The organism is Planosporangium thailandense (assembly GCF_011947195.1).
In the GTDB taxonomy this organism is placed as follows: Bacteria; Actinomycetota; Actinomycetes; order Mycobacteriales; family Micromonosporaceae; genus Planosporangium; species Planosporangium thailandense.
In genome coordinates this window covers 214,786-239,934 of record NZ_JAATVY010000001.1, presented here as the reverse complement: position 1 = coordinate 239,934, position 25,149 = coordinate 214,786, and the positions used below count along the sequence as shown (strand labels likewise).

21 protein-coding genes are annotated in these 25,149 nt (G+C 70.1%); 9 read left to right on the top strand and 12 right to left on the bottom strand.

Annotation, left to right across the window (positions count from 1 at the left end; all coding sequences use genetic code 11):
* Positions 1–39 precede the first annotated feature (39 nt).
* The 3 genes from HC031_RS01065 to nrdR form a co-directional block, all read right to left on the bottom strand.
* Positions 40–456, bottom strand: coding sequence for a prevent-host-death protein (locus HC031_RS01065; RefSeq protein WP_167923207.1), 417 nt, complete (start codon positions 454–456; stop codon positions 40–42).
* A gap of 194 nt (positions 457–650) precedes the next feature.
* Positions 651–3,578, bottom strand: coding sequence for a vitamin B12-dependent ribonucleotide reductase (locus HC031_RS01060; RefSeq protein WP_167923527.1), 2,928 nt, complete (start codon positions 3,576–3,578; stop codon positions 651–653).
* A gap of 117 nt (positions 3,579–3,695) precedes the next feature.
* Complete coding sequence (gene nrdR, locus HC031_RS01055; protein ID WP_167923526.1) at positions 3,696–4,187, bottom strand: transcriptional regulator NrdR; 492 nt, start codon at positions 4,185–4,187, stop codon at positions 3,696–3,698.
* Positions 4,188–4,911: 724 nt separating this feature from the next.
* Here nrdR and lexA point away from each other — a divergent pair.
* Entirely contained in the window at positions 4,912–5,592 is a 681-nt protein-coding gene (lexA, locus tag HC031_RS01050) for a transcriptional repressor LexA (RefSeq protein ID WP_338090451.1), read from the top strand.
* A 47-nt stretch (positions 5,593–5,639) separates the two neighbouring features.
* Here lexA and HC031_RS01045 read toward each other — a convergent pair whose 3' ends face one another.
* Together HC031_RS01045 and hflX are read right to left on the bottom strand one after the other, a co-directional pair.
* Entirely contained in the window at positions 5,640–7,259 is a 1,620-nt protein-coding gene (locus HC031_RS01045) for a hypothetical protein (RefSeq protein ID WP_167923205.1), read from the bottom strand.
* Positions 7,260–7,333: 74 nt separating this feature from the next.
* Entirely contained in the window at positions 7,334–8,743 is a 1,410-nt protein-coding gene (gene hflX, locus HC031_RS01040; RefSeq protein ID WP_476704266.1) for a GTPase HflX, read from the bottom strand.
* Positions 8,744–9,006: 263 nt separating this feature from the next.
* Here hflX and HC031_RS01035 point away from each other — a divergent pair, with 263 nt between their 5' ends.
* Entirely contained in the window at positions 9,007–10,536 is a 1,530-nt protein-coding gene (locus HC031_RS01035) for an NAD-dependent malic enzyme (RefSeq protein ID WP_167923203.1), read from the top strand.
* A 72-nt stretch (positions 10,537–10,608) separates the two neighbouring features.
* Here the strand turns inward: HC031_RS01035 and dapF are convergent, their stop codons facing one another.
* Both dapF and miaA read right to left on the bottom strand, forming a co-directional pair.
* Positions 10,609–11,508 (bottom strand): diaminopimelate epimerase, encoded by a 900-nt coding sequence (gene dapF, locus HC031_RS01030; RefSeq protein ID WP_167923525.1) that lies wholly within the window; start codon positions 11,506–11,508, stop codon positions 10,609–10,611.
* A 62-nt stretch (positions 11,509–11,570) separates the two neighbouring features.
* Positions 11,571–12,500 carry a tRNA (adenosine(37)-N6)-dimethylallyltransferase MiaA gene (miaA, locus tag HC031_RS01025; protein ID WP_167923202.1) on the bottom strand — a complete coding sequence of 310 codons (930 nt, stop codon included), beginning with the start codon at positions 12,498–12,500 and terminating at the stop codon, positions 11,571–11,573.
* Between the two features lie 570 nt (positions 12,501–13,070).
* Here miaA and HC031_RS01020 point away from each other — a divergent pair.
* The gene (locus HC031_RS01020) at positions 13,071–14,279 is read left to right on the top strand and encodes a DUF349 domain-containing protein (protein WP_167923201.1); all 1,209 of its coding nucleotides are present in this window, start codon (positions 13,071–13,073) and stop codon (positions 14,277–14,279) included.
* Between the two features lie 133 nt (positions 14,280–14,412).
* On the top strand, positions 14,413–15,162 hold the full coding sequence (locus HC031_RS01015) for a tyrosine-protein phosphatase (RefSeq protein WP_338090421.1): 750 nt from the start codon (positions 14,413–14,415) through the stop codon (positions 15,160–15,162).
* Between the two features lie 14 nt (positions 15,163–15,176).
* Here HC031_RS01015 and miaB read toward each other — a convergent pair whose 3' ends face one another.
* The gene (gene miaB, locus HC031_RS01010) at positions 15,177–16,673 is read right to left on the bottom strand and encodes a tRNA (N6-isopentenyl adenosine(37)-C2)-methylthiotransferase MiaB (protein ID WP_167923523.1); all 1,497 of its coding nucleotides are present in this window, start codon (positions 16,671–16,673) and stop codon (positions 15,177–15,179) included.
* 49 nt (positions 16,674–16,722) lie between these two features.
* On the opposite strand from miaB, the gene HC031_RS01005 reads away from it, so the two are divergent.
* From HC031_RS01005 to HC031_RS00985, 5 genes are all read left to right on the top strand, one after another.
* Positions 16,723–16,941 carry a DUF2277 domain-containing protein gene (locus HC031_RS01005; RefSeq protein ID WP_167923200.1) on the top strand — a complete coding sequence of 73 codons (219 nt, stop codon included), beginning with the start codon at positions 16,723–16,725 and terminating at the stop codon, positions 16,939–16,941.
* Positions 16,942–16,990: 49 nt separating this feature from the next.
* Positions 16,991–17,746, top strand: a complete 756-nt coding sequence (locus tag HC031_RS01000; RefSeq protein ID WP_167923199.1) for an amino acid ABC transporter ATP-binding protein — start codon at positions 16,991–16,993, stop codon at positions 17,744–17,746.
* A 74-nt stretch (positions 17,747–17,820) separates the two neighbouring features.
* On the top strand, positions 17,821–18,708 hold the full coding sequence (locus HC031_RS00995; RefSeq protein ID WP_167923198.1) for a glutamate ABC transporter substrate-binding protein: 888 nt from the start codon (positions 17,821–17,823) through the stop codon (positions 18,706–18,708).
* Positions 18,709–18,737: 29 nt separating this feature from the next.
* Entirely contained in the window at positions 18,738–19,442 is a 705-nt protein-coding gene (locus tag HC031_RS00990; RefSeq protein ID WP_167923197.1) for an ABC transporter permease subunit, read from the top strand.
* A complete protein-coding gene (locus tag HC031_RS00985) occupies positions 19,439–20,461 on the top strand; it encodes an amino acid ABC transporter permease (RefSeq protein WP_167923196.1) in 1,023 nt (340 codons plus the stop codon). The genes HC031_RS00990 and HC031_RS00985 overlap by 4 nt, the downstream gene beginning before the upstream one ends.
* 42 nt (positions 20,462–20,503) lie before the next feature.
* On the opposite strand, the gene rny is transcribed toward HC031_RS00985, so the two are convergent.
* The 4 genes from rny to HC031_RS00965 form a co-directional block, all read right to left on the bottom strand.
* Positions 20,504–22,198: a ribonuclease Y gene (gene rny, locus HC031_RS00980; protein ID WP_420813586.1), complete on the bottom strand. Its 1,695-nt coding sequence runs from the start codon at positions 22,196–22,198 to the stop codon at positions 20,504–20,506.
* Between the two features lie 631 nt (positions 22,199–22,829).
* Positions 22,830–23,477 carry a regulatory protein RecX gene (locus HC031_RS00975; RefSeq protein ID WP_420813580.1) on the bottom strand — a complete coding sequence of 216 codons (648 nt, stop codon included), beginning with the start codon at positions 23,475–23,477 and terminating at the stop codon, positions 22,830–22,832.
* A 14-nt stretch (positions 23,478–23,491) separates the two neighbouring features.
* The gene (gene recA / locus HC031_RS00970) at positions 23,492–24,541 is read right to left on the bottom strand and encodes a recombinase RecA (RefSeq protein ID WP_167923194.1); all 1,050 of its coding nucleotides are present in this window, start codon (positions 24,539–24,541) and stop codon (positions 23,492–23,494) included.
* Between the two features lie 406 nt (positions 24,542–24,947).
* On the bottom strand, positions 24,948–25,148 hold the full coding sequence (locus tag HC031_RS00965; protein ID WP_167923193.1) for a DUF3046 domain-containing protein: 201 nt from the start codon (positions 25,146–25,148) through the stop codon (positions 24,948–24,950).
* Position 25,149 lies beyond the last annotated feature (1 nt).

Sequence of the window (25,149 nt, the reverse complement as noted above, 5' to 3'; positions counted from 1 at the left end):
AGAACTTGTCGTGGTCCTGACGGGTAGGTTGTGGCCACGTCACCGGCCGGGTCCAACCAGCCAGTCCCGCAACTGATCGTCGGTACTGAGGCTGATCAGCTGCACAAGTGCCCAGTTGTTCCGATGGTTGGGAGCGTCCAGCAGGCGTTCCTGCCAGTCCTCGGCGTACTCTCGCAGCGCATCGATCATCTCGACGATGGCCTCCTCGAACGTGGCTCCATCGGCCGCGACGGGAAGGCCCGGAATGAAGGCCGACCAGCCGCCAGCCTCCGCCACCACCTGCGCCCGCGACGGGCTCAGCGTTGCTAGCGAGGCGCGGAGCCGTTCGACATCGACAACCGCCGTCCGGCCCCCGTCGCGCCGCACCGTGGCGACGCGACCCCGCTCAGCGGCATCAAGCAGGTCCTTAAGGTGCGCGCGAGCATCGGTATAGCTGTCGTAGTGAGTAACCGACATCAGGCCACCTCCGCTGTCTCCCTGACAAGAATGTCCCAGGCCGCTAAGTACGTCAAGTACTCGACGTACTTCGGTGAACCCACTCCCTTGCATCGGATGCAATAGAGACCGTCAAAGCCAGCGTTGGGGTAGCCGGTCTGATTTGCCGGCTACCCCAACTGACCAGGCGTTTTACCGCCAGAAATGGGTTCCTGTCAGCTGCAGCCGCTGGTGGAGCCGCAGCCCTCGCAGACGTAGCAGCTACCGGCCCGCCGCATCTTCGTGCCGCAGGTGAAGCACAGCGGCGCGTCGGCCGCCATGCCCTGCACCAGCTCCAGCAGCTCGGTCGAGGAGTGCGCGACCTTCGCCGCAGCCGCAGCCGGCGCCTCCTCCTTGGCCTGGGCGGCCGGTGCCGGCTTCTCCGCCGGCGCGCTCTCCACCGGGGCCGACGAGGCCATCTCGGTCAGGTCGACCGACGCCTCGCCGCTTTCCTCGCGCAGCTGGGCGGCCCGCTCGGCGGCGGTGAGGATGCCCAGCTCGGCGCGCTTCTCGTACGGCAGGAAGTCCAGCGCCAGCCGGCGGAAGATGTAGTCCATCACCGAGGCGGCCATGCGGATGTCCGGGTCGTCGGTCATACCGGCCGGCTCGAACCGCATGTTGGTGAACTTGCTGACGTACGTCTCCAGCGGCACGCCGTACTGCAGACCGATGGAGATGGCGACCGAGAAGGCGTCCATCACGCCGGCGAGGGTGGAGCCCTGCTTCGACATCTTCAGGAAGACCTCGCCCAGACCGTCGTCCGGGTAGGACGACGCGGTGAGGTACCCCTCGGCGCCGCCGACCGAGAAGGACACCGTCTGCGACGGCCGCTTCTTCGGCAGCCGCTTGCGCACCGGACGGTACTCGATGATCTTCTCCGGCTCGACGGTCGCGACCGCGGCGGCCGACGCCGGGGCGGTCTCCTCCTTCTTGCCCGGCTTGGCGTTGGACAGCGGCTGGCCCACCTTGCAGTTGTCCCGGTAGATCGCCAGCGCCTTCAGGCCGAGCTTCCAGCCCTCGAAGTAGATCTTCTCGACCTCCTCGACGGTGGCCGACTCCGGCATGTTGACCGTCTTGGAGATCGCGCCGGAGATGAACGGCTGGATGGCCGCCATCATCCGCACGTGGCCGATCGGCGCGATGGCGCGCTCACCCATGGCGCAGTCGAACACGCTGTAGTGCTCGGGCTTGAGCCCGGGCGCGTCGACGACGTGGCCGTGCTCGGAGATGTACTCCACGATCGCCTCGACCTGCTCCTCCTGGTAGCCCAGGTTGCGCAGGGCGCGCGGCACGGTCTGGTTGACGATCTGCATCGAGCCGCCGCCGACCAGCTTCTTGAACTTGACCAGCGCCAGGTCGGGCTCGACACCGGTGGTGTCGCAGTCCATCATCAGGCCGATGGTGCCGGTCGGGGCGAGCACGCTGGCCTGCGAGTTGCGCCAGCCGTTCTTCTCACCGATCTTCAGGCACTGCTGCCACTGCCGGGCCGCCTCGTCCACGATCAGCGTGTCGACCGTGCCGAGCGGACGGATCGCGTCGTTGGCGGCCGCGTGCTTGCGCATGACCCGCTTGTGCGGCTTGGCGTTGCGCGCGTACCCGTCGTACGCCCCGACGGCGCCGGCCACCTCGGCCGAGCGGCGGTAGGCGGTGCCCGTCATCAGGCTCGTGATCGCGGCGGCCAGCGAGCGCCCCGCGTCCGAGTCGTACGGAAGACCGCTGGCCATCAGCAGCGCGCCGAGGTTGGCGTACCCGATGCCGAGCTGACGGTAGGCGCGGGTGGTCTCGCCGATCCGCTCGGTCGGGAAGTCGGCGAAGCAGATCGAGATGTCCATCGCGGTGATGACGAACTCGACCGACTTGACGAACTTCTCGACCTCGAACGAGCCGTCCTCGCGCAGGAACTTCATCAGGTTGAGGCTGGCGAGGTTGCAGGACGAGTTGTCCAGGTGCAGGTACTCGCTGCACGGGTTCGACGCGGTGATCCGGCCGGTCTCCGGGCAGGTGTGCCAGTCGTTGATCGTGTCGTCGTACTGCAGCCCCGGGTCGGCACACTCCCACGCGGCCTGCGCGATGTCGCGGAACAGCCCCTTGGCGTCGATCGACTCGATGACCTTGCCGTCGAGCCGCCCGCGCAGGTCGAACGTACCGTCGGTCTCGACCGCCCGCATGAACTCGTCGGAGACGCGGACCGAGTTGTTGGCGTTCTGGTACTGGACGCTGACGATGTCGTTGCCGCCCAGGTCCATGTCGAAGCCGGCGTCGCGCAGCGCGCGGATCTTGTCCTCCTCGCGCGCCTTCGTCGAGACGAACTCCCGGATGTCGGGGTGGTCGACGTCGAGGATGACCATCTTCGCGGCGCGCCGGGTGGCGCCGCCGGACTTGATGGTGCCGGCGCTGGCGTCGGCGCCCCGCATGAAGCTCACCGGGCCCGAGGCGGTGCCGCCGGAGGACAGCAGCTCCTTGGACGAGCGGATGCGCGAGAGGTTGACCCCGGAGCCGGAGCCTCCCTTGAAGATCAGACCCTCTTCCTTGTACCAGTCGAGGATCGAGTCCATCGAGTCGTCGACCGACAGGATGAAGCAGGCGCTCACCTGCTGCGGCGACTTGGTGCCGACGTTGAACCACACCGGCGAGTTGAAGCTGAACACCTGGTGCAGCAGCATCCACGTGAGCTCGAGCTCGAAGATGTTGGCGTCCTCGCGGCTGGCGAAGTAGCCGTGCTCCTCACCGGCGGAGCGGTACGTCTTGACGACCCGGTCGATGAGCTGCTTCAGCGACCATTCCCGCTCGGGGGTGCCCACCGCGCCGCGGAAGTACTTGGTCGTGACGATGTTCGCGGCGTTAACGCTCCAGAAGGTGGGGAACTCCACGCCGCGCTGCTCGAAGTTGATCGAGCCGTCCCGCCAGTTCGTCATGACGACGTCGCGGCGCTCCCAGGTCACCTCGTCGTACGGGTGGACACCCTCGGTGGTCCACACCCGCTCGACGCGCAGCCCCCGGTCGCCCGCGGTCGCCTTGGCGGCGCCGTTGGCCCGGCTGCCGCTCCCCCCGCGTGCCCTGCCGGAGGACGTGCGTACTGCCTCTGTCATGCCTTCCCCCACCATCTTCAATGGTCTCTTCACCGGCGCGGAATGTCTCCCGCCGTACCGTCCGTCTTCCGTGACACACCGCTGTCCTGACCCGCGCATGCGGGCGGGCGCCGTCGCGGTCGGCGCCTGAGCTCAGCCGTTTCCGGCCGTCGCCACCTCGCGTCCCCCCACCCGCTCCTCGCGGTCGGCCCGTAGCGCGGCGATCTCGCGCTCGAAGTCCCCCAGCGAGTCGAACGAGCGGTAGACGCTCGCAAACCTCAGATAAGCCACCTCGTCCAGCTCACGGAGCGGTCCGAGGATCGCCAGCCCGACCTCGTGGCTGGGCACCTCGGCGGCGCCGCGGGCCCGGACCGCCTCCTCGACGCGTTGGGCCAGCACGGCGAGCGCGTCATCATCGACCGGTCGCCCCTGGCACGCCTTGCGTACCCCGGCGATGATCTTCGGCCGGCTGAACGGCTCGGTGACCCCGCTGCGCTTGACCACCGCCAGCACCGCCTCCTCGACGGTGGTGAACCGCTTGCCGCACTCCGGGCAGGACCGCCGCCGCCGGATCAGCTGACCGTCGTCGGCCTCGCGCGAGTCGACGACCCGGGAGTCCGGGTGCCGGCAGTACGGGCAGCGCATCGTCTCGGCCTCTCGTGCGGGAAGAGTGGGCATGGCGGGCACAGCGACACCTACCCACCTGGGGGTGCCACTGTGCATAACGTGTGGATGAACTGTGGGCGACCGACCCCAACCTGTGGACGTCTTACACCCATGTAACTACTACATCTGGGGGTCGACGTTAAGCTGTGCGCCGATCATTCGCAAGTCAACTCGCCCTATGCGTGCGAGGTGTCGCGTGTCTAACGCGTGTGGACGGATTAGGTCGCTGCCGGCATTGGAACAGACGGCGGACAGCGCCGGGGGCGGCGCGACGCGACAGGTTCGGCCCGGTCAGGAGCGCGGCACCCGGTAGAGTGGAACCCTCCCTTCGAACGGCCGTTCTATCGAACGGATGTACGATGGATACCAGAGGCGCGTCCCGTGTCGAGCACCGCACCACGACACGCCGACGGACTAGTACAGATGTTTGAAACGGTCGCCGCATGGCGCTACCGTCAACCGGCATATCGATCACGCATCCGCGCCAATCGGGCCCCCACCCGGCCGGCCGATGTGACGAGGGAGGATGGACGTGGCCACCGACGACCCCGCGAGTGGAACCCCGGCCGACGGCAGGGACCCCGACCCCGACCACTCGCCCACTCCGGACGGCCGCGCCGCCTCCGCGGGTGCCCGTCCGGCGCCGCGCGGTGGCCGGACGGCAGCCCGACGGGGCCGCTCGGCGCCCGCCGGCCAGCCCCAGATCCGGCCGGTCACGGCGGTCGTGACGGCGTTCCCCGACGTCGTCGCACCCGATCTGACCCAGCGCCAGCGACGGATCCTCGAGTTCATCCGGGGCTCGGTCGACCGCAACGGCTACCCGCCGAGCGTCCGGGAGATCGGTGAGGCGGTCGGCCTGGTCTCCCCGTCGAGCGTGGCCTACCAGCTCAAGGAGTTGGAGCGGAAGGGCTTCCTGCGGCGCGACCCCAACCGGCCGCGGGCGGTCGACATCCGCCCGCCGAGCGACTTCGTCACCGACCAGGAGGAGGCGGCCCGCGCCGCACGGCCCACGCCCGCGTACGTGCCGATGCTGGGTCGTATCGCGGCCGGCGGCCCGATCCTCGCCGAGCAGGCCGTCGAGGACGTCTTCCCGCTCCCCCGCGAGCTCGTCGGCGAGGGCACCTTGTTCCTGCTGCAGGTCAAGGGCGATTCGATGCTCGACGCGGCCATCTGCGACGGCGACTGGGTCGTGGTGCGCCAGCAACCCACGGCGAACAACGGCGAGATCGTGGCCGCGATGATCGACGGCGAGGCGACCGTCAAGACGTACCGCAACCGGGACGGGCATGTCTGGCTGATCCCGCACAACCCGGCCTTCGACCCGATCCCCGGCGACGACGCCACCATCCTCGGCCGCGTCGTCACCGTGATGCGCCGGATCTGAACGCCGAACGGCCGGGGTGGTGACTCACCACCCCGGCCGTGATCGTCCTAGAAGCGCTCGGGAAAGTACCTGGCGTCGCCGTCGCGGTCCGGCCGGTACCCCGGCGGCGCGAACCCCTGACGCCCGCCCCGCTGGTCCGGACCCGACCCGGCATACCCACCGCCGTATATCTTGCCGCCGCCATCGCGGGAAGGTTGACCGCCACGGGGCGGTTGACCGCCGCGGGCCGGCGGTTGGCCTCCGCCGACCGGTTGACCGCTGCGCGCCGGTTGAGCGGGACCGCTGCGCGCCGGTTGAGCGGGACCGCTCCGCTGCGGGTCCGGAGGCGCCACCGAAGCGCGGCCCTGCCGCTTGGCGTCCGGCGGTGCCGGAGCCGCGACCTCGGCGCGACCGGGCCGCCCGGCGCCGCCCGGAACCGCGACGCCGGCGCGAGCGGGCTGCCCGGCGCCGGCCGGAGCCCCGCCACGCCCGGCCTGCCGGCGATCCGCGGCGGCCGACCCGGTATCGGGGCCGGAGCCCGGATCGCCCTGCCACGCGCCGGTCGCCTGCGAATCCGTCCGGCCGGCCGCGACAGCGGCCCGCCGCGTCTTGCGCGACCGGCGGATACCGAGCACGCCGACGACGACCAGTACCAGGCCCAGCACGCCGACTCCGGCGACGACGTCGATGAGCTGCGGCAGGGACAGCTTCTGGAACCACGGGCGGCTGTCGGCCTTCTTGGCCGCCTTACCGGTCGTGGGGACCGCCTTCCCGGCCACGGCGGCGGCCGGCCGGTAACGCAGGATCTGGCTCGGCCCCGTCTGGCTGGAACAGGTCAGGTACGACGCCCCGTCGGCGCTGTACGCGATCGCCTCGCCCTGGTTTTCTCCGGCGAGGGGCGTGATCCGGGGCTTGCCGGTCGTGATCGCCTTGACGACGTCGCCGTCGGGCACGTTCCACTCGTACGCGTCGGAGTACGTGCGCAGCGCGACCCGCTTGCGGTCGGGTGACTGCGCCGCGCCCGTCACCAGGATCTGGCCCGTTGCGCCGAGAAAGTTGGCGGTGCCGGTGCGCGTGGGCTTCCACGACCCGACGTTCTTGAGCGGCACGCCCTGCCTTGTGTTGGGCTGCAACGGCCCGGTCGGCTCGTAGATCTGGGCGGTGCCGCTGGACTCCTTGGTGACGATGATCGGCGTGTCGCCGGGGCCGAACAGCAGCGCCTTGGCGTCATGCTGGCCGTCGGGGTAGGCCAGGCGGTAGATGACGGGGTTGCCGCCGTTGGACGGCACCTTCCACAGCGCGATGGTCTGTCGCCGTTCCCCCCCGTTGCTGGGGTTGTCGCCGATGTCGGCCACCCACACCGTGCCGTCGGACGCGACCGCGAGGTCCTCCGGGTCGCGGGCCGCCGCGGGGTACGACACGGCCTTGTCGACCTTGCACTTGCTGTCCAGGTAGTAGACCCGCATGGGGTTCGCCTGCTGGGGGCTGGTGTTGGCCAGCACGTAGCCGCCGCCCGGCCGCGCCAACAGGCCGGTCAGCCCGATCAGCTGGGGGTCACTCAGAGTGCATGCCACATCGGCGGGTTGACCCGGGCCGGCCGGCGCCGGGCTGGGGTCGGCGAGAGCCGGGGTGGCCAGCCCGAAAGCCGCCGTCCCTACCCCGATGACCAGCAGGCCCAATCTTCGCATCGCACCAGTCTGGCAGAGACGACGGCGATTCGGGGGTTGGCCGGGCCCAACTATGGCCGGGTGGCCACCCCCGACTACGCCGCGTGGTCGGCCTTGGGCCGGCTTTCGAGGGCGTACGGGGCCAGCTCCGCCGCGAGCGCCTCGGGCACCCGTACGTGCAGAACCGTTCCCTCGCTCGTGTGCTCGGTCCCGAGCACCTCACCGGTCGAGTGCGCCCGGGCGACGAGGTCACCGCGGTCGTAGGGCACGCAGGCGCGCACCTCCACGGCCGGCCAGGGCAGCCGGTCCTCGATCGCCGTCCGCAGCTCGGCCAGGCCGCCGCCGCTACGGGCGGACACGAAGACCGCGTGCGGCCACTCGCCCTTCAGGCGCAGCAGCGTCTCCTCGTCGGCCGCGTCGATCTTGTTGACCACGAGCAGCTCGGCCACCTTGTCGGCGCCGACCTCGGCGAGCACCTCGCGTACCGCCCGCACCTGCTCCTCGGGGTCCGGGTGGCTGGCGTCGACCACGTGCAGCACGAGGTCCGCCTCGGCGACCTCCTCGAGCGTCGACCGGAACGCCTCCACCAGCTGGTGCGGCAGGTGCCGGACGAACCCGACGGTGTCGGAGAGGGTGTAGAGCCGGCCGTCGGCCGCGCGGGCCCGGCGCGTCGTGGTGTCGAGGGTGGCGAACAGCGCGTTCTCCACCAGCAGCCCGGCACCCGTCAACCGGTTGATCAGGCTCGACTTGCCGGCGTTGGTGTACCCGGCGATCGCGACGCTCGGCACCTGGCGCTGCCGGCGCCCGGCCCGCTTCGTCTCACGGATCGTCGCCATCCCCGCGATCTCGCGCTTGAGCCGGGAGATCCGGGTACGGATGCGCCGGCGGTCGGTCTCGAGCTTCGTCTCACCGGGTCCGCGCAGACCCACCCCGCCGTTGCCGCTGACGGAGCCACCGGCCTGCCGGCTCATCGCCTCACCCCAACCGCGCAGTCGCGGCAGGAAGTACTGCAGCTGCGCCAGCTCGACCTGCGCCTTGCCCTCTTTGCTCTTGGCGTGCTGGGCGAAGATGTCGAGGATCAGCGCGGTCCGGTCGATGACCTTGACCTTGACCTCGTTTTCCAGGTTGCGCAGCTGGGACGGGGACAGCTCGCCGTCGCAGATGACGGTGTCGGCGCCGGTCGCCACGACGATGGAGCGCAGCTCGGCGACCTTGCCGCGGCCGATGTAGGTCGACGGGTCGGGCCGGCTACGGCGCTGGACCAGTCCGTCGAGCACCTGCGAGCCGGCCGTCTCGGCCAGCGCCGCCAGCTCGGCGAGGCTGTTGTCGGCGTCCGCGGCGGTGCCCTCGGTCCAGACGCCGACGAGGACCACCCGCTCCAGCCGGAGCTGCCGGTACTCGACCTCGGTGATGTCGGACAGCTCGGTCGACAGGCCGGCGACCCGGCGTAGCGCGTGGCGCTCTTCCAGCTCCAGCTCGCCGGTCGTGGCGTCGTCGGTGTCCACGTCCTCGAATCCCCGTGCCGGGGCCCGCAGGGCGTCCAGCTCGACGTCGAGGTCCAGGTCCAGGTCGTACGGAGTCTTCACGTCGTACGAAGCTTTCACGTTTCCTTCTCGCATCGCTTCCGATCGTGTCACGTCGTGACAGGTGACGCACCTGCATTGCGCCCTGTCACGAGCCCCCGATACCCAGTACCTGACGAGATAAGTACGAATATGGGCGGGGCGGTCGTCGCCACCGGATCGTGGTGGCCTCAAAATAGAACGCCGTGACCGCACGTCGTCTTCCCAGCGCAGGGTTCTCCATCACCATCCGGGTCGCCGTGACCGCCGACGCCTCCGCGATCGGCCGGCTCACCACCGCCGTCGGCGAGGCGGGCGCCGTCGTGACCGCACTCGACGTGGTGGACTCCGACCAGACCGCCATCATCGCCGACCTCACCTGCGACACCGCCGACGCAGCCCACGCCGACCAGGTCGTCGGCGCGTTGGAGGCGCTGGACGGGGTCGAGGTGCGCAAAGTCTCCGACCGTACGTTCCTGCTGCACCTCGGCGGCAAGATCGAAGTAACGCCGAAGGTCGCGCTGCGCACCCGTGACGAGCTGTCCCGGGCCTACACGCCGGGCGTCGCCCGGGTCTGCCTGGCGATCGCCGAGAACCCCGACGACGCCCGACGCCTGACGATCAAGCGCAACACCGTCGCGGTCGTCACGGACGGCACGGCCGTCCTGGGCCTGGGCAACCTGGGCCCGGCCGCCGCGCTGCCGGTGATGGAGGGTAAGGCCGCCCTGTTCAAGCGGTTCGCCGGGGTCGACGCCTGGCCGGTCGTGCTCGACACCCAGGACACCGACGAGATCGTCAACATCGTGAAGGCGATCGCGCCGGCGTACGGCGGCATCAACCTCGAAGACATCGCCGCGCCGCGCTGCTTCGAGATCGAGGCCCGGCTGCGCGAGATGCTCGACATCCCGGTCTTCCACGACGACCAGCACGGCACCGCGATCTGTGTGCTCGCCGCGCTCACCAACGCCCTGCGGGTGGTCGGCAAGAAGCTGGCCGACGTACGCGTGGTGGTGTCCGGCGCGGGCGCCGCCGGCACAGCGATCATGAAGCTGCTGCTCCGGCAGGGCGTGGGCGACCTGATCGCGACCGACCGGCCGGGCGCCCTGTACCGGGGCATGCCGGGGCTGAACGAGTCGTGGCAGTGGCTCGCCGACAACACCAACCGCGAAAACTTCAGCGGCGACCTGCGCGGCGCGGTCCGGGGCGCCGACGTGTTCATCGGCGTGAGCGCACCCAACCTGCTCACCGGCGACGACATCGCCACGATGGCGCCCGACTCGATCGTGTTCGCCCTCGCCAACCCCGACCCCGAGGTGGACCCGCGCGCCGCCCGCGAGCACGCCGCGATCGTCGCCACCGGCCGCTCCGACCAGCCCAACCAGATCAACAACGTACTGGCGTTCCCGGGCGTGTTCCGCGGCATGCTCGACGCGCAGGCGCGCGCGTTCACCGACGAGATGGCGCTCGCGGCGGCCCGGGCCATCGCCGACACCGTCGGCGCGGACAAGCTCAACGCCAGCGTCATCGTGCCCAGCGTGTTCGACGCGCGGGTGGCGCCGGCGGTCGCGGCGGCCGTGCGCGCCGTGGCCAAGGGCGAGGAGACCGTACGGCCGGGCGAGGGCCTGGGCGCCGAGGACGGGTTCCCGACCGACGGGTACCACGCGAACGCGGCGGCCGACATCCTGCGGACCACCGTCGACGCGCCGCCGCTGCTGCCGGACCCGTCGGCGCAGTGACGCCGACCGGGGGCGGGGCGACGCAGGCGCCGCCCCGCCCCCGGTGAGCTACTTCACCCCGGCCCCGGTGAGCTACTTCGCCCCGGCCCCGGCCACGCCGACCGGCCGCGAGCCGTCCGGCCCGGGCAGCCGTACGTCGAGCGCCTCGGTGTCCACCGTCCCGTTCGCCACGATCACCGCGGGACCTGCCAGCCAGCACGTCTCCTCGTCGAGCACGACGGTGAGGCGGCCGCCCGGCACGTCGACGGCGACCGTCCCGGCGCTCAGGCCGGCGTCGGCCAGCGCCACGGCCGCCACCGCGCACGCGCCCGATCCGCACGACAGCGTCTCCCCGGAGCCGCGCTCGTACACGCGCATCCGCACGTGCGCGTGTGCGCCCGGGACCGCCACCACGCCCGGCGCCGAGAACTCGACGTTGACGCCGGACGGGAAGTCCGCGTCGCTGAACTCCGGCGAGGTGGACAGGTCGAGACCGGCCAGCTCCCTGGTGCCGGCCACCCGGCAGACCAGGTGCGGATTGCCCACGTCGACGGCCGCGCCGTCGTACCGGCGGCCCTCCACCCTCGCCACGCTCTGCCCGTACACGCGGGGTTTGGACAGGCCGGCGGCGACCTCGTCGGCGGTGACCACCGCGCGCACCACCCCGGCGCGGGTCGCGATTGTCAGCTCGCCGCCGGCCGCGTAGCCGGCCTCGGTGAGGTAGCGCGCGAACACCCGCACGCCGTTGCCGCACATCTCCGCGTACGTGCCGTCGGCGTTCCAGTAGTCCATGAACCACTCGGCAGCGCCGGCGTACCGGACGGCCTCGGGGTGGGCGCCCGCCCGGACGACCCGCAGCACGCCGTCGGCGCCGATGCCCCGGCGGCGGTCGCACAGCGCGGCGACCAGCCTGGGCGTCAGTGGCAGCAGCCCGTCCGGGTCGGGGAGGATGACGAAGTCGTTGCCGGTGCCATGCCCTTTGGCGTAGGTGATCGCCATGCCGTTTCCTAACACGTCGACATCATGACACCGCGGCGAACGCTTGCGCCCCGGCATCATCGCGCTGCGATGAAAGCTGCCGCTTCGGCAGACGCCGCCGGGACGAAGTCCGGCGCCGCGGCGTCGAGCCACCGGATCCGCGGATCGCGCCGGAACCAGGACCGCTGACGCCGTACGAAGCGACGGGTCGCCCTGATCGTCTCCGCGTGCGCCTCGGCCTCGGCGTACTCGCCCGCGAGGAACCGCAGGACCTGCTGGTAGCCCAGGGCCCGGCTGGCGGTGCGCCCCTCCCGCAGGCCGCGGCGCTCGAGCTCGCGCACCTCGTCGACCAGCCCCGCGGCCCACATGTGGTCGACGCGGGTCGCGATCCGCTCGTCGAGCAGCTGCGAATCCAGGTCGACGCCGACCTGGCAGGCGCGGTAGTACGGTCTGGGCTGCTCCGGCAGGGCGGCGGTGAACCGCCCGCCGGTGAGTTCGATCACCTCCAGGGCCCGCACGATGCGCCGGCCGTTGGTGGGCAGGATCCGCGCCGCCGCGGCCGGATCCGCCGCCGTGAGCCGGGCGTACAGCGGCGCCGGCCCGTGGGCGGCCAGTTCGCGCTCCAGGTCGGCGCGCAGGGCCGGGTCCGTGCCGGGGAACTCGAACTCCTCCAGCACCGCCCGCACGTACAGACCCGACCCGCCGACCAGCAGCGGAACCCGGCCGCGGGCGAGCACGTCGTCGATCGCGGCGCGCGCCAGCCGCTGGTAGACCGCGACGCTGGCCGGCTCGGTGACGTCCCAGATGTCCAGGACGTGGTGCGGTACGCCCGCGCGCTCGGCCGGAGTGAGCTTGGCCGTGCCGATGTCCATCCCCCGGTACAGCTGCATCGAGTCGGCGTTCACCACCTCCCCGCCGAGCGCGTGCGCGAGCGCGAGGCTCAACGCGGACTTGCCGGCGGCGGTCGGCCCGACGACGGCGATCACCGGTCCGGACAGGTGCGTCATGGCCGGTCCGCCGGGAAAATCGGTCCGGTGAGCGCGGAGGCCCCCCTGTTCGCGGTCAAATACCCGGGTGACGACGCCCACAAGACCGACCGGGCGCGGTACGGTGACGACAACTCCGGTGTCCGGTGTCCGACGCCGAGCGCCGGGAACCGTGTACGGGTCGCCCGTGACCGCGCCGCTCCGGGGTCACCTGTGATCCGCCGAGTGTTGATTTCGGCGGCGACACCGGGGATTGGGAGCGTCCGGTTCGGGCAGACGGCGACAACGAGGGGCACGCCAAAACGGTATCGGGTGTCTTCACCCGGTCCGTCCCGCACTGGGCGAAAACTTCAGGTGACAGCGCGACGGCAAGGTCACGGTTCGGCTGCGGCCGCTCGACGCGGATGGGGGCGGACCTGTGAGAATGAGGCCCTGAACGAGTGAATACTGCTGTGCGCTGGCGGCGGCATCGGGGTTACCCGAACCCTGCGGACGCCGGGAAGACGAGGATGGGCAAATGAGCGAGCGAAGCGAGCGAATCGGGGGGCTCAGCGCGGTAGAGCCTCATGCCGAGCTGAGCGAGGTGGCGGCATGAGCGACCCGACGGCATTCGGTCGAATCGACGCGGACGGCACGGTGTACCTGAAGACGGCGGCGGGTGAACGCGTTGTCGGATCGTGGCAGGCCGGTACCCCGGAGGAGGGGTTGGCGCACTTCGCCCGACGTTTCGCCGACGTTGTTACCGAAGTGGACTTGATCGAGGCCCGCCTCGGCAGCGGCACCGCCGACCCGTCGCACTCCCTCAGCACCATCCGCCGCCTGCGGAGCAGCCTCGACACCGCGCACGTCATCGGCGACGTCGACGGCCTCGCCGCGCGCCTCGACAAGCTCGCCGCGATCGCCGAGGAGAAGGCGGGCGCCGCCCGGACCGCCCGGGACGCGGCCCGCGCGGATGCGATCGCCCGCAAGACCGCCCTCGTCGAGGAGGCCGAGCAGATCGCGACCGAGGCGACCGGCTGGAAGGCCGCCGGCGACCGGCTCAAGGAGATCCTCGACGAGTGGAAGACCATCCACGGCGTCGACAAGAAGACCGACGGCGAGCTGTGGAAGCGGTACGCGGCGGCCCGGGACGGGTTCACCCGCCGCCGCGGCGCCCACTTCGCCATCCTTGACGCGTCCCGCAAGCAGGCGCAGGCCCGCAAGGAGGAGCTGGTCGCCGAGGCCGAAAGCCTGTCCGACTCCACCGAGTGGAACGCCACGGCCGCCCAGCTCAAGGAGCTGATGAGCGAGTGGAAGGCCGCGCCGCGCGCTTCCAAGGAGGCCGAGCAGAAGCTGTGGGAGCGGTTCCGGGCGGCCCAGGACGCGTTCTTCAGTCGCCGTAGCGAGGTCTTCTCCGCCCGGGACGCCGAGCTGAGGGGCAACCTGGATCGCAAGCAGGAGCTGCTGTCGCAGGCCGAGGCGCTCGACATCGACGCCGACCCGAAGACCGCGCAGGCCAAGCTGCGCGAGATCCAGGGCCAGTGGCACGACATCGGCCGGGTTCCACGCGACGCGGCGGGCGGCCTGGACCGGCGGCTGCGCGCCATCGAAGACCGCGTCAAGCACGCCATGGACGCCGCGTGGCGGCGGACCCCGCCGGAGGCGAGCCCGCTGCTGGCCCAGATGCGCGAGCAGGTCGCCGAGGCCGAGCAGCGGCTGGCGAAGGCGCAGGCGGCGGGCGACGCCAGGCGGATCCGGGAGGCCCAGCAGGCGCTGGAGTCCAAGCGCAGGTTCCTGGAGCTCGCCGAGCAGAGCAGCTGACCGGACCAGCCCCTGTCCCGGCCGCGGGGCCGGGACAGGGGCGACCGGACCGCGAGCGGGGTCGGGACAGCGCGGGCGGGCGGACCCCACCGGGCCGGACACACCTTGGCCGGACGCGATACGGTCGGAAACCGTGACCACCGTCGACCGCGTCATCCCGTTCTCGACCGTCTTCAACTTCCGCGACCTCGGCGGCTACCCGGCCGCCGCGGGGAGCACCGTCCGCTGGAGCCGGCTGTACCGCTCGGACGGGCTGCACCGGCTGACGCCGGTCGACTTCGAAGACTTCGCGGCCCTCGGCGTGCGCACCGTGCTCGACCTGCGGCGGCCCGACGAACTCGAGGCCGACGGCCGGGTGGCGGAATCGTTGGGGCTCGCCTACCACAATCTCAACTTCCACGCCGACCTGTGGCCGCAGTTCACGCTCGGCGCCGCGTTGCCGCGCTACCTGGCCGACCGTTACGCGGAGATGGCCGAGGGCGGTCTCACCGGCCGCAACGCCGTGGCCGCGTCGCTGCGGCTGATCGCCGACTCCGACTCGACCCCGCTGGTGTTCCACTGCGCCGCGGGCAAGGACCGCACCGGGGTCCTCGCCGCGCTGACCCTGAGCCTGCTCGGGGTGGCCGACGACGACATCGCGGCCGACTACGCCCTCAGCGCCGAGTCCGAGCGCCGCTTCCGCGAGTGGCGCCGCAGCCTCGCCGCCGACCGGCCGGAAGAGGACGGCCACTCACCCTGGCAGGTCGACCCGTGCCCGCGGGACGCGATGCACCTGTTCCTGGTCGAGCTACGCGAGCGGCACGGCTCGGTGGAGGGGTACGCGCGGCGCGCCGGCATCACCGACGCCCAGATCGAGCGGCTGCGCGAGCACATGCTCGACTGACCGGGTACCTCTCGTCAGTCGCAGCCGCACGCCGCCGCCGGGGCGCTCGCGGCCGGGGCCGGCGCGCCGATCGTCGGCATTCCGAGCGACACCCCGGGGGTACGCACGGCCTGGCCGGCCGCCCACACGTCGCCGGCCCGGGTGCGCCGGTGGGAGACCAGCGGCTCGTCGGCGTTGAGGTGGTGCGGTGCGGCGTACGTGATCGTGGTGTGCACGATGTCGCCCGGGCGCACGTCGGGAGCGCCCACGAAGTGGACCAGTCGCCCGTCGCGGGCCCGCCCGGACATCCGGCCGGTGGCGCCGTCCTTGCGCCCCTCCCCGGTGGCCACCAGGACCTCGACGGTCTGCCCGACGAGCTTCTTGTTCTCCGCCCAGGTGATCTCTTCCAGACAGGCGACCAGCCGGTCGTACCGGTCCTGGACGACCTCCTTGGGCACCTGCTCGTCCATGGTCGCGGCGGGCGTACCGGGGCGCTTGGAGTACTGGAACGTGAAGGCGCTGGCGAACCGGGCCTGCCGGACCACATCGAGGGTGCCCTGGAAGTCCTCCTCGGTCTCGCCCGGGAACCCGACGATGATGTCGGTGGTGATCGCCGCGTCCGGCATCGCCGCACGGACCCGGTCGATGATGCCCAGGTAGCGGTCGGTGCGGTAGGAGCGACGCATCGCCTTGAGGATGCGGTCGGAGCCCGACTGCAGCGGCATGTGCAGCTGGTGACAGACGTTCGGGGTCTCGGCCATCGCCGCGATCACGTCGTCGGTGAAGGCCGCGGGGTGCGGCGACGTGAAGCGCACCCGCTCCAGCCCTTCGACGCCCCCGCACGAGCGCAGCAGCTTGCCGAACGCGTACCGGTCACCGAACTCGACGCCGTACGTGTTGACGTTCTGCCCGAGCAGGGTCACCTCGAGGATCCCCTCGGCCACCAGCGCCTCGACCTCGGCCAGGATCTCGCCGGGCCGGCGGTCCTTCTCCTTGCCGCGCAGCGACGGCACGATGCAGAAGGTGCAGGTGTTGTTGCAGCCGACCGAGATCGACACCCAGCCGGCGTACGTCGACTCACGGCGGGTCGGCAGCGTCGACGGGAAGACCTCGAGCGACTCGAGGATCTCGACCTCGGCCGCGGCGTTGTGCCGGGCCCGCTCCAGCAGCGTGGGGAGCGAGCCGATGTTGTGGGTGCCGAAGACGACGTCCACCCAGGGTGCCCGCTTGACGATCTCGCCGCGGTCCTTCTGGGCCAGGCAGCCGCCGACGGCGATCTGCATGCCCGGGTGGGCCTTCTTGACGGGGTGCAGGTGTCCGAGGTTGCCGTAGAGCCGGTTGTCGGCGTTTTCGCGCACCGCGCACGTGTTGAACACGACCACGTCGGGCTGCTCGTCGCCGGCGGCCGGGACGTACCCGGCGTTCTCCAGCAGGCCGGAGATGCGCTCGGAGTCGTGCGCGTTCATCTGGCAGCCGTAAGTGCGCACCTGGTAGGTGCGTGGCCGGTCGGAGGCGCTGGCTGGCGCGGTCATGTTACTCATGTCGGTTGTACAGCGTATCCGTACCGGTCGGGAGACGAGAATGTGCCGCAGCATCAAGACGCTCCGCCCACCGTTCACCGCTGAGGTGAGTCAGGCCGACATCGAGGCGGCGGCGCTCCAGTACGTCCGCAAGATCTCCGGCTACCGCAAGCCTTCTGTCCGCAATTCAGCAGCTTTCGACCAAGCTGTCGCAAAGGTCGCGGAGGCCACCCGTAACCTGCTCACCGAGCTCGACATACACGGTGTTACCCGGATGTGATCTCTGGGTACGACGATCGATGCGAACGCACAGCACGAAGGCGGGGTTCATGACAACGACGTCGTCAGGTCAGCCACTGATCGTGATGGACCGGGTCAACAAGCATTTCGGCTCGCTGCACGTGCTCCGCGACGTGGACCTGACCGTCGACCGCGGCGAGGTGGTCGTCGTCATCGGCCCGTCCGGATCCGGCAAGTCGACCCTGTGTCGTTCGATCAACCGGCTCGAGCCGATCGACTCCGGCGAGATCCGCTTCGACGGGCAGCCCCTGCCGGCGGAGGGCCGCGCGCTCGCCCGGCTGCGCAGCGAGGTCGGGATGGTGTTCCAGTCGTTCAACCTCTTCGCACACCGGACCGTCCTGGAAAACGTCATGCTGGGCCCGGTCAAGGTACGCAAGGAGAAGCCCGCGGCCGTCCGCGAGCGGGCCCTCGCGCTGCTGGAGCGGGTCGGCATCGCCAACCAGGCCGACAAGTACCCGGCACAGCTGTCCGGCGGGCAGCAGCAGCGGGCGGCGATCGCCCGCGCGCTCGCCATGCAGCCCAAGGCGATGCTGTTCGACGAGCCGACGAGCGCCCTCGACCCCGAGATGGTCGGCGAGGTGCTCGACGTGATGACCTCGCTCGCCGCCGACGGCATGACCATGATCGTGGTGACCCACGAGATGGGGTTCGCGCGGCACGCCGCCAACCGGGTCGTCTTCATGGCTGACGGCCAACTCGTGGAGCAGGCCCCGCCGGCGGAGTTTTTCACCAATCCCCGAAGCGACCGGGCCAAGGACTTCCTGTCCAAGATTCTTACGCACTGACACCATCCCGGCTCAGTGCCGTTCAGCTGAGGGGCCGACCCCGGATCGGCCCTCTCAACAAGAGGAGTTGATAGATGCGACTGACCCGTTTCGCGGCGCTCGCGGCGTCTGCCGCGCTCATGTTGGGCGCGGCGGCCTGTGGTGGCGGCGGCAGCAGCGGCGGCTCCGGCTCTGACGTCAAGAAGGACGTCAAGTTCGACGCCGGCACCACGATGGAGGCCCTCAACAAGGCCCAGAAGATCAAGATCGGCACCAAGTTCGACCAGCCACTGTTCGGCCTGAAGGGCCTGGACGGCAAGCCGGCCGGGTTTGACGTGGAGATCGCCAAGATCATCGCAGGCGAACTGGGCATCCCGGCCGACAAGATCGAATGGGTCGAGACCCCGTCGAAGGTCCGTGAGGAGTACATCGAGCAGGCCAAGGTCGACATGGTGGTCGCCACGTACACCATCAACGACGCCCGCAAGCAGCGGATCGACTTCGCCGGCCCGTACTACGTCGCCGGGCAGCAGATCCTGACGCGCAAGGACGACAACTCCATCAGCGGCCCCGACTCCTTCAAGGACGGCACCAAGAAGGTCTGCTCGGTGACCGGGTCGACACCGGCGAAGACCATCGAGCAGTACCTGAAGGACAAGGCGACCCAACTGGTCCTGTTCGACACCTATGCCAAGTGCGCGGACGCGGTGAAGAACAAGCAGGTCGACGCACTGACGACGGACAACGTCATCCTGTCGGGCTTCGTCTCGCAGAGCCCCAACGACTTCAAGCTCGTCGGCTCGAAGTTCACGCAGGAGCCGTACGGCATCGGCGTGAAGAAGGGCGACACCAAGTTCCGTGCCTTCATCAACGATGTCCTGGAGAAGATCGCCAAGGACGGGCGCTACGAGAAGGCGTGGAAGGACACGGTCGGCAAGGTCGACTCGAACACGCCGAGCGCACCGGCCGTCGACCGGTACTGAGCTGACGTCGTAGATCTGGAGGGTGAGCGGTGAACGTACTGGTCGACCGGTTTGACGTCTTTGCCGGTGGCTTCTGGCTCACCCTCCAGATCTGCATACTCGCCGGCATCGGGGCGCTGCTGATCGGCACGATCATGGCGGTGCTGCGGATCTCGCCGGTGGCGCCACTGCGCGCGGTCGGCACCGCCTACGTGACCGTGTTCCGCAACGTGCCACTGACGGTCGTGCTGTTCTTCTCCGCGTTTGGACTGCCCGCCCTGGGCTCCAACGCTCGCTTCCTGGATGTTCCCGGCCTCAACGTGGTGTTCAGCCGCCTGGGCACCGATCTTCCGTACTTCCGGTTCGCGGTGCTGGGCCTGTGTCTGTACACCGGCGCCTTCGTCTGTGAGGCGCTGCGCAGCGGCGTGAACGCGGTGGCGCCGGGCCAGGCCGAGGCCGCCCGCGCGATCGGTCTGACGTTCACCCAGAGCCTGCGGTACGTGATCCTGCCGCAGGCCTGGAAGTCCGCGGTCGTCCCGCTGGGCAGCGTGATCATCGCAATGATCAAAAACTCTGCCCTCGCCGGGTTCTTCGGCGTCGTCGGTGATCTCTCCCAGACCGCTGACTCGCTCGTGTCCGCCGACGGACTTCCCCTGATCCCGGTCTTCATCGGCATCTCGATCGGATACTTGATCATGACGGTTCCGCTGGGCATACTCCTCGACCGCGTCGAGCGACGGGTGGCGACGCGATGACCGCCACCCCGACGACCCCCGCGGGGACCGCCGCTAAGCGCCCGCCACGCCGCCTGACCACGCCGCAGACCAGCGTCCTGTACGACGCGCCGGGTCCACGAGCCAAGCGGATCACCCTGGTCGCCAGCGTCGTCATCGGCATCGCGATCATCGCCGGGGCCTGGCTCTTCGTGATCGAACCGCTGCGCGACAAGGGACAGTTCAGCGCGGAACTGTGGGGACCGCTGATCGACCCGTCGAACGCGAGTTTCACCCTACTCTGGCAGCGGCTGGGTCAGGGCGCACAGGCCACTCTGGCGGCAGCGGTGCTGTCGATCCTCAGCTCGCTGATCTTCGGTACTCTCCTGGCCGTCGTCCGGATCCAGCTCAAGGAGCTCGCTCAGCGCCGGTACGTCGGACTGCCGGCCCCGGCGGCGCTGGTCCTGCGCGCGCTGACCTGGGTGCTCAACGTCGTGACCCGGGTGTGCGTGGAGATCTTCCGCGGCCTGCCGGTCGTCATCACGATCTTCTTCGTCGGCCGCGGCCTGCCCGGATTCGGGCTCGACTTCAGCAACCCGCTCTGGTACCTGGTGATCGGCCTCACCATTTACAACATGGTGGTGATCGCGGAGATCCTGCGCTCGGGCATGGAGGGGTTGCCCATCGGGCAACGCGAGGCGGCCGCCTCGATCGGCCTGACGCCGACGCAGACCACCCGACTGGTGCTGCTCCCCCAGGCATTCCGCATCATGTTGCCGGCCTTGATCAGTCAGCTCGTGGTGGTCCTCAAGGACACGTCACTGGCGTTCATCATCAGCTATGAGGAACTGCTCAACGTCGCCAAGCAGGCAACCCAACTCCTCCACAACCCGATTCAGCTGTACTTCGTGGTGGGCCTCTTTTTCATCCTGGTCAACTACTCGTTGTCCAAGCTCGCCGGGTATGTCCAGCGGCGGCTGAGCCGGCGCGGCTCGTCAATCAGCGCTTCCGAGGACGCGGCGACCACCGAGGCCGTCGCCGTGCCGGGAAGTGTCACGTAGTCGGTAGCCTGAACGACCGACCCGCGGAGATCGCCGGGCGTTTCAGCGGGCGATCTCGGTGACGCGCGACTCCCGCACCACCGTCACCCGGATCTGACCGGGGTAGGTCAGCTCCTCCTCGATCTGCTTGGCCACGTCGCGGGCCAGCACCGCGGCGCCGATGTCGTCGACGTCGTCCGGGCGCACCATCACCCGGATCTCGCGCCCGGCCTGCATCGCGAAGACCTTCTCCACGCCGGCCTTGCCGCCGGCGATCTCCTCGATACGCTCCAGGCGCTTCACGTACGCTTCGAGGCTCTCGCGCCGCGCCCCGGGCCGGCCGCCGGAGCAGGCGTCGGCGGCCTGTGTCAGCACAGCCTCGATGGTCTGCGGCAGGACTTCGTTGTGGTGCGCCTCGATGGCGTGGACGACCTCGTCGGACTCACCGTACTTGCGGGCCAGGTCGGCGCCGATGAGGGCGTGGCTGCCCTCGACCTCGTGGGTCAGCGCCTTTCCGATGTCGTGCAGGAAGGCGCAGCGCTTGATGATCGCCGGTTCCAGCCTCAGCTCGGCGGCCATGATGCCGGCGATGTGCGCGGTCTCCACCAGGTGCTTGAGGACGTTCTGCCCGTAGCTGGTCCGGTACCGCAACCGCCCGAGGAGCGTCATCAGTTCCGGATGCAGGTCGGTGATGCCGACCTCGACGAGGGCGTCTTCGGCGGCCCGCTGGCACAGCCGCTCGACCTCGTGTTTCGCGAGGTCGAACACCTCCTCGATCCGGTGCGGATGGATCCGGCCGTCGAGAACGAGTTTCTCCAGCGTCAGCCGGCCGATCTCCCTGCGTACCGGGTCGAAGCAGGACAGCAGCACGGCCTCCGGCGTGTCGTCGATGATCAGGTTCACCCCGGTCACCGACTCGAAGGCGCGGATGTTGCGGCCTTCGCGGCCGATGATCCGGCCCTTCATCTCATCGCTGGGCAGATGGAGGACGCTTACGACACTCTCGGCCGTCTGTTCGCTCGCGACCCGCTGGATGGCGTCGACGACGATGTGCCGGGCGCGCTGTTCCGCGGTGGCACGGGCGTCGTGTTCGATGTCGCGGACCAGCAGCGCGGCCTCACGCTTGGCCTGGGCTTCGATGGACTCGATGAGCTCGGCTCGCGCGACCTCCGCCGTCAGGCCGGCGATCCGCTCCAGTTCGCGGCGACGGCTCTCCTCGGCGTCGGCCAGGGCCGCTTCCCGCTCGACGAGCGCGTTCTCGCGGCCGGACAGGTCGGCCTCGGTGACGGTGATGCGCCGGTCCCGTTCGGCCAGCCGCTCGGCGTCCTCCGCGAGCAGGCGCTCCCGCTCGTCGAGGCGCCGCTGACGCCGTTCGGCGTCCTGGGTCTGCTCCTTCGCCGCGGCGGTGAGCTGGGCCACCTCGCGTTCGCCGGCGCGGCGGGCGGCGGCGCGCGCCTCTTCGGCGTCGTGCTCGGCCTGCCGGTGTGCGCGTTCGAGTACCGCCTCGGACTCGGCACGCGCGGCGTCGAGGATGCGGCGCGCCTCCGCGCGGGCGGCGCTCGCCTCCGCCTTCGCCGCCGCGGCTTCGGTACGCGCCGCGGCAGCCGCGGCACGCGCCTCGTCGACTGCCCTGGCCGCCTCTTCCGCGGTGTCCCGCAGAGATGCGAGCGAGTTCTCGTGCCGGTCTTTCTCGACCAGGTACGCGGCGTCCGGCTCGCCGGAGGTCAAGGGCTTCGGAGTGTCCTGCAGCCGCCGCATCAGCCGCAGCCCGACAAAGATGAGAATGATCAGGAGGATGGCTACGATGGCGACGAAGAACGCAAGCGCGATCTCTGCCGGTTGCATGGCCTCCCCCTCCCCGTCAGCGCCGGCAAAGCGGCGCGGCCGTGTTACCGGTTTAGGAGATGCCCGGATTCGCGGTGGGGGCCGACGTCAGATCCGCCCCACGGCGCCTGGCGGGCGTCGCGAGTGGCGACAGGTATCAACAGGCGGCGACGCGGCCACGTCGGACCTGCCGGAGCTAGCCGTACAGCTAGCAAAAAGTTGCTGATCTGTAACGCGATCTATGTTGTGCGGTTGAATCCGCGGTGGTGGGCGTTCTCCTCCAGTAAGGCGAGGCTAGGTCGTAGAGGGCGCTTCGGTCAAGGAGTCATGATCAGACCCGGAGCGGGATGTACGGTGCGGGTAACAGCCCGATGACCGCCTGTCCTGCTCAGACTGCGATGCCGGGATGCACGGCAGCCTGAAATTGGTGCGTAATAGCGCATTCACGTCTGACGATGAAGGAAATCGCGGCCCGGACGTAGGTTAGATCACTTACCGGCGCGTAGCATCGCCGGCCGAACGCCTGGGGTGTCGTTACCCCGAGGCTTCGTTACCCGGAGCCTCATCACTCCCCCGGGCCGGCCGCCTCAGCGAGCGCGTCGGGGTCGATGCCGTCGGCGAACTCCGCGGTCTCCGCCTCGGCGGCGAGCGCGTCCTTCACCACTCGGATCGCCAGTCCGGCCGGGTAACCCTTGCGGGCCAGCATGCCGACCAACCTCCGGAAGGCAGCGTCCGGTGCGGCGTTTCGCTCGACCCGCATCCGGCGGGCGACGAGCACCCGGGCAGTCTCCTCCTCCGTCTGCGGATCCAGCTCGTCGAGGGCCTCGTCGACCGCCTCGGCGTCGACGCCCTTGCGCCGCAGCTCGCCCGCGAGGGCCCTGCGGGCCAGCCCTTTGCCGTGGTGGCGGCTGGTGACCCAGGCCCGGGCGAACGCCTCGTCGTTGATGATGCCGACCTCGTCATAGCGGTCGAGCACCTGGTCGATGACGTCCTCGGCGATACCGCGCCGGTGCAGCGCCGTGGCCAGCTCGGCGCGGGTACGCGGTCGCACAGCGAGCTGCCGCAGGCAGATCTCCCGCGCCAGCTCGGCCGGGTCACGGTTGGGGTCGGCGGCCGGAGCGCCCCGGCCACGACTGGTGGACCGTGCGGCCGGAACGTCCCGCTGAGACGAATCAGCGGAGCCCCGGCCGCCTCGGTAGCGACGACCTGCCACAGATCAGCCGAGACTCAGAAGTCCACCGACTCGATGTCGACCGGGCCACCGGCCGCGTCGCCCGCGCCCGCGCCGACGCCGAGCTTCTCCAGGATCTTCTTCTCGATCTCTGCCGCCACGTCCGGGTTTTCCTTGAGGAAGTTGCGGGCGTTCTCCTTGCCCTGCCCGAGCTGGTCGCCCTCGTACGTGTACCAGGCGCCGGACTTGCGGATGATGTTCTGCTCCACGCCGACGTCGATGAGCGATCCCTCACGGGAGATGCCCTTGCCGTACATGATGTCGAACTCAGCCTGCTTGAACGGCGAGGCCACCTTGTTCTTCACCACCTTGACGCGGGTGCGGTTACCCACGACCTCGGTGCCGTCCTTGAGGCTCTCGATGCGGCGCACGTCCAGCCGCACCGAGGCGTAGAACTTCAGCGCCCGACCACCGGTGGTGGTCTCGGGGCTGCCGAACATGACACCGATCTTCTCGCGCAGCTGGTTGATGAAGATCGCCGTGGTGCCGGAGTTGTTGAGGGCGCCGGTGATCTTCCGCAGCGCCTGGCTCATCAGGCGGGCCTGCAGACCGACATGGCTGTCGCCCATCTCGCCCTCGATCTCGGCGCGCGGCACCAGCGCGGCGACCGAGTCGATGACGATGATGTCCAGCGCGCCGGAGCGCACCAGCATGTCGGCGATCTCGAGGGCCTGCTCACCGGTGTCGGGCTGGGAGACCAGCAGCGCGTCGGTGTCGACGCCCAGCGCCTTCGCGTACTCGGGGTCGAGCGCGTGCTCGGCGTCGATGAACGCCGCGATACCACCCTCACGCTGGGCGCTGGCGATCGCGTGGAGCGCCACGGTGGTCTTACCGCTCGACTCCGGGCCGTAGATCTCGATGACCCGGCCGCGGGGCAGGCCGCCGATACCCAGCGCGACGTCGAGGGCGATCGAGCCGGTCGGGATCACCGCGGTCTGCGTGATCGGACGCTCGCCCAGTCGCATGACCGAGCCCTTGCCGAACTGCTTGTCGATCTGCGCGAGGGCGAGGCCCAGCGCCTTCTCGCGGTCTGGCATCGCTGCCATGTTCGTCACCCCTGTATTGGCCGTCTTCGCGGATGTGGTCGGTCGCTTCGTCACCTGGCACACGCTAGGCCCTGGGTCCGACAAAAACGCGCCGGCAGGCCGTGGCTGTGGATAGAGCGTCCGACGTACCGCTGTGGACAATACCCGTACAAGTGTTCGAGGCAAGTACCGACACCCCCGCCTCGGTCCGGAGTTTTTACCGCGCACAGGACAAAACGGCGGTTCGGGTAGCGGGGCCCTGACCGGTCGGCCGAGCCCGACCGGAACGAACGAGCCCGGTCGGCCGAGCCCGACCGGAACGAACGAGCCCGGCCGGAACGAGGCTGCCACTCAGAGATCTTGGGGAGTTTGACAGCGCATGGCGGGCCCATACGGTGCCAAACTCCCCAAGATCCAGAAGTGACGCTCAGCGGAGCTTGGCCGGCACCCGGTCCGGATAGGCCGCGACGACCGCCCGCCACACCTTGTGGGTCTCCTCGCCGGCGGCCAGGGCCTCCTCGATCGTGCGCCCGCCGAGCTGCGAGAGGACCTGGTCATGGGCGACGCTGCGCGAGTACCCGGGCCCGAAGACCTGCTCGAGCCGCTCCCAGAAGTCCGTCAACCGCACC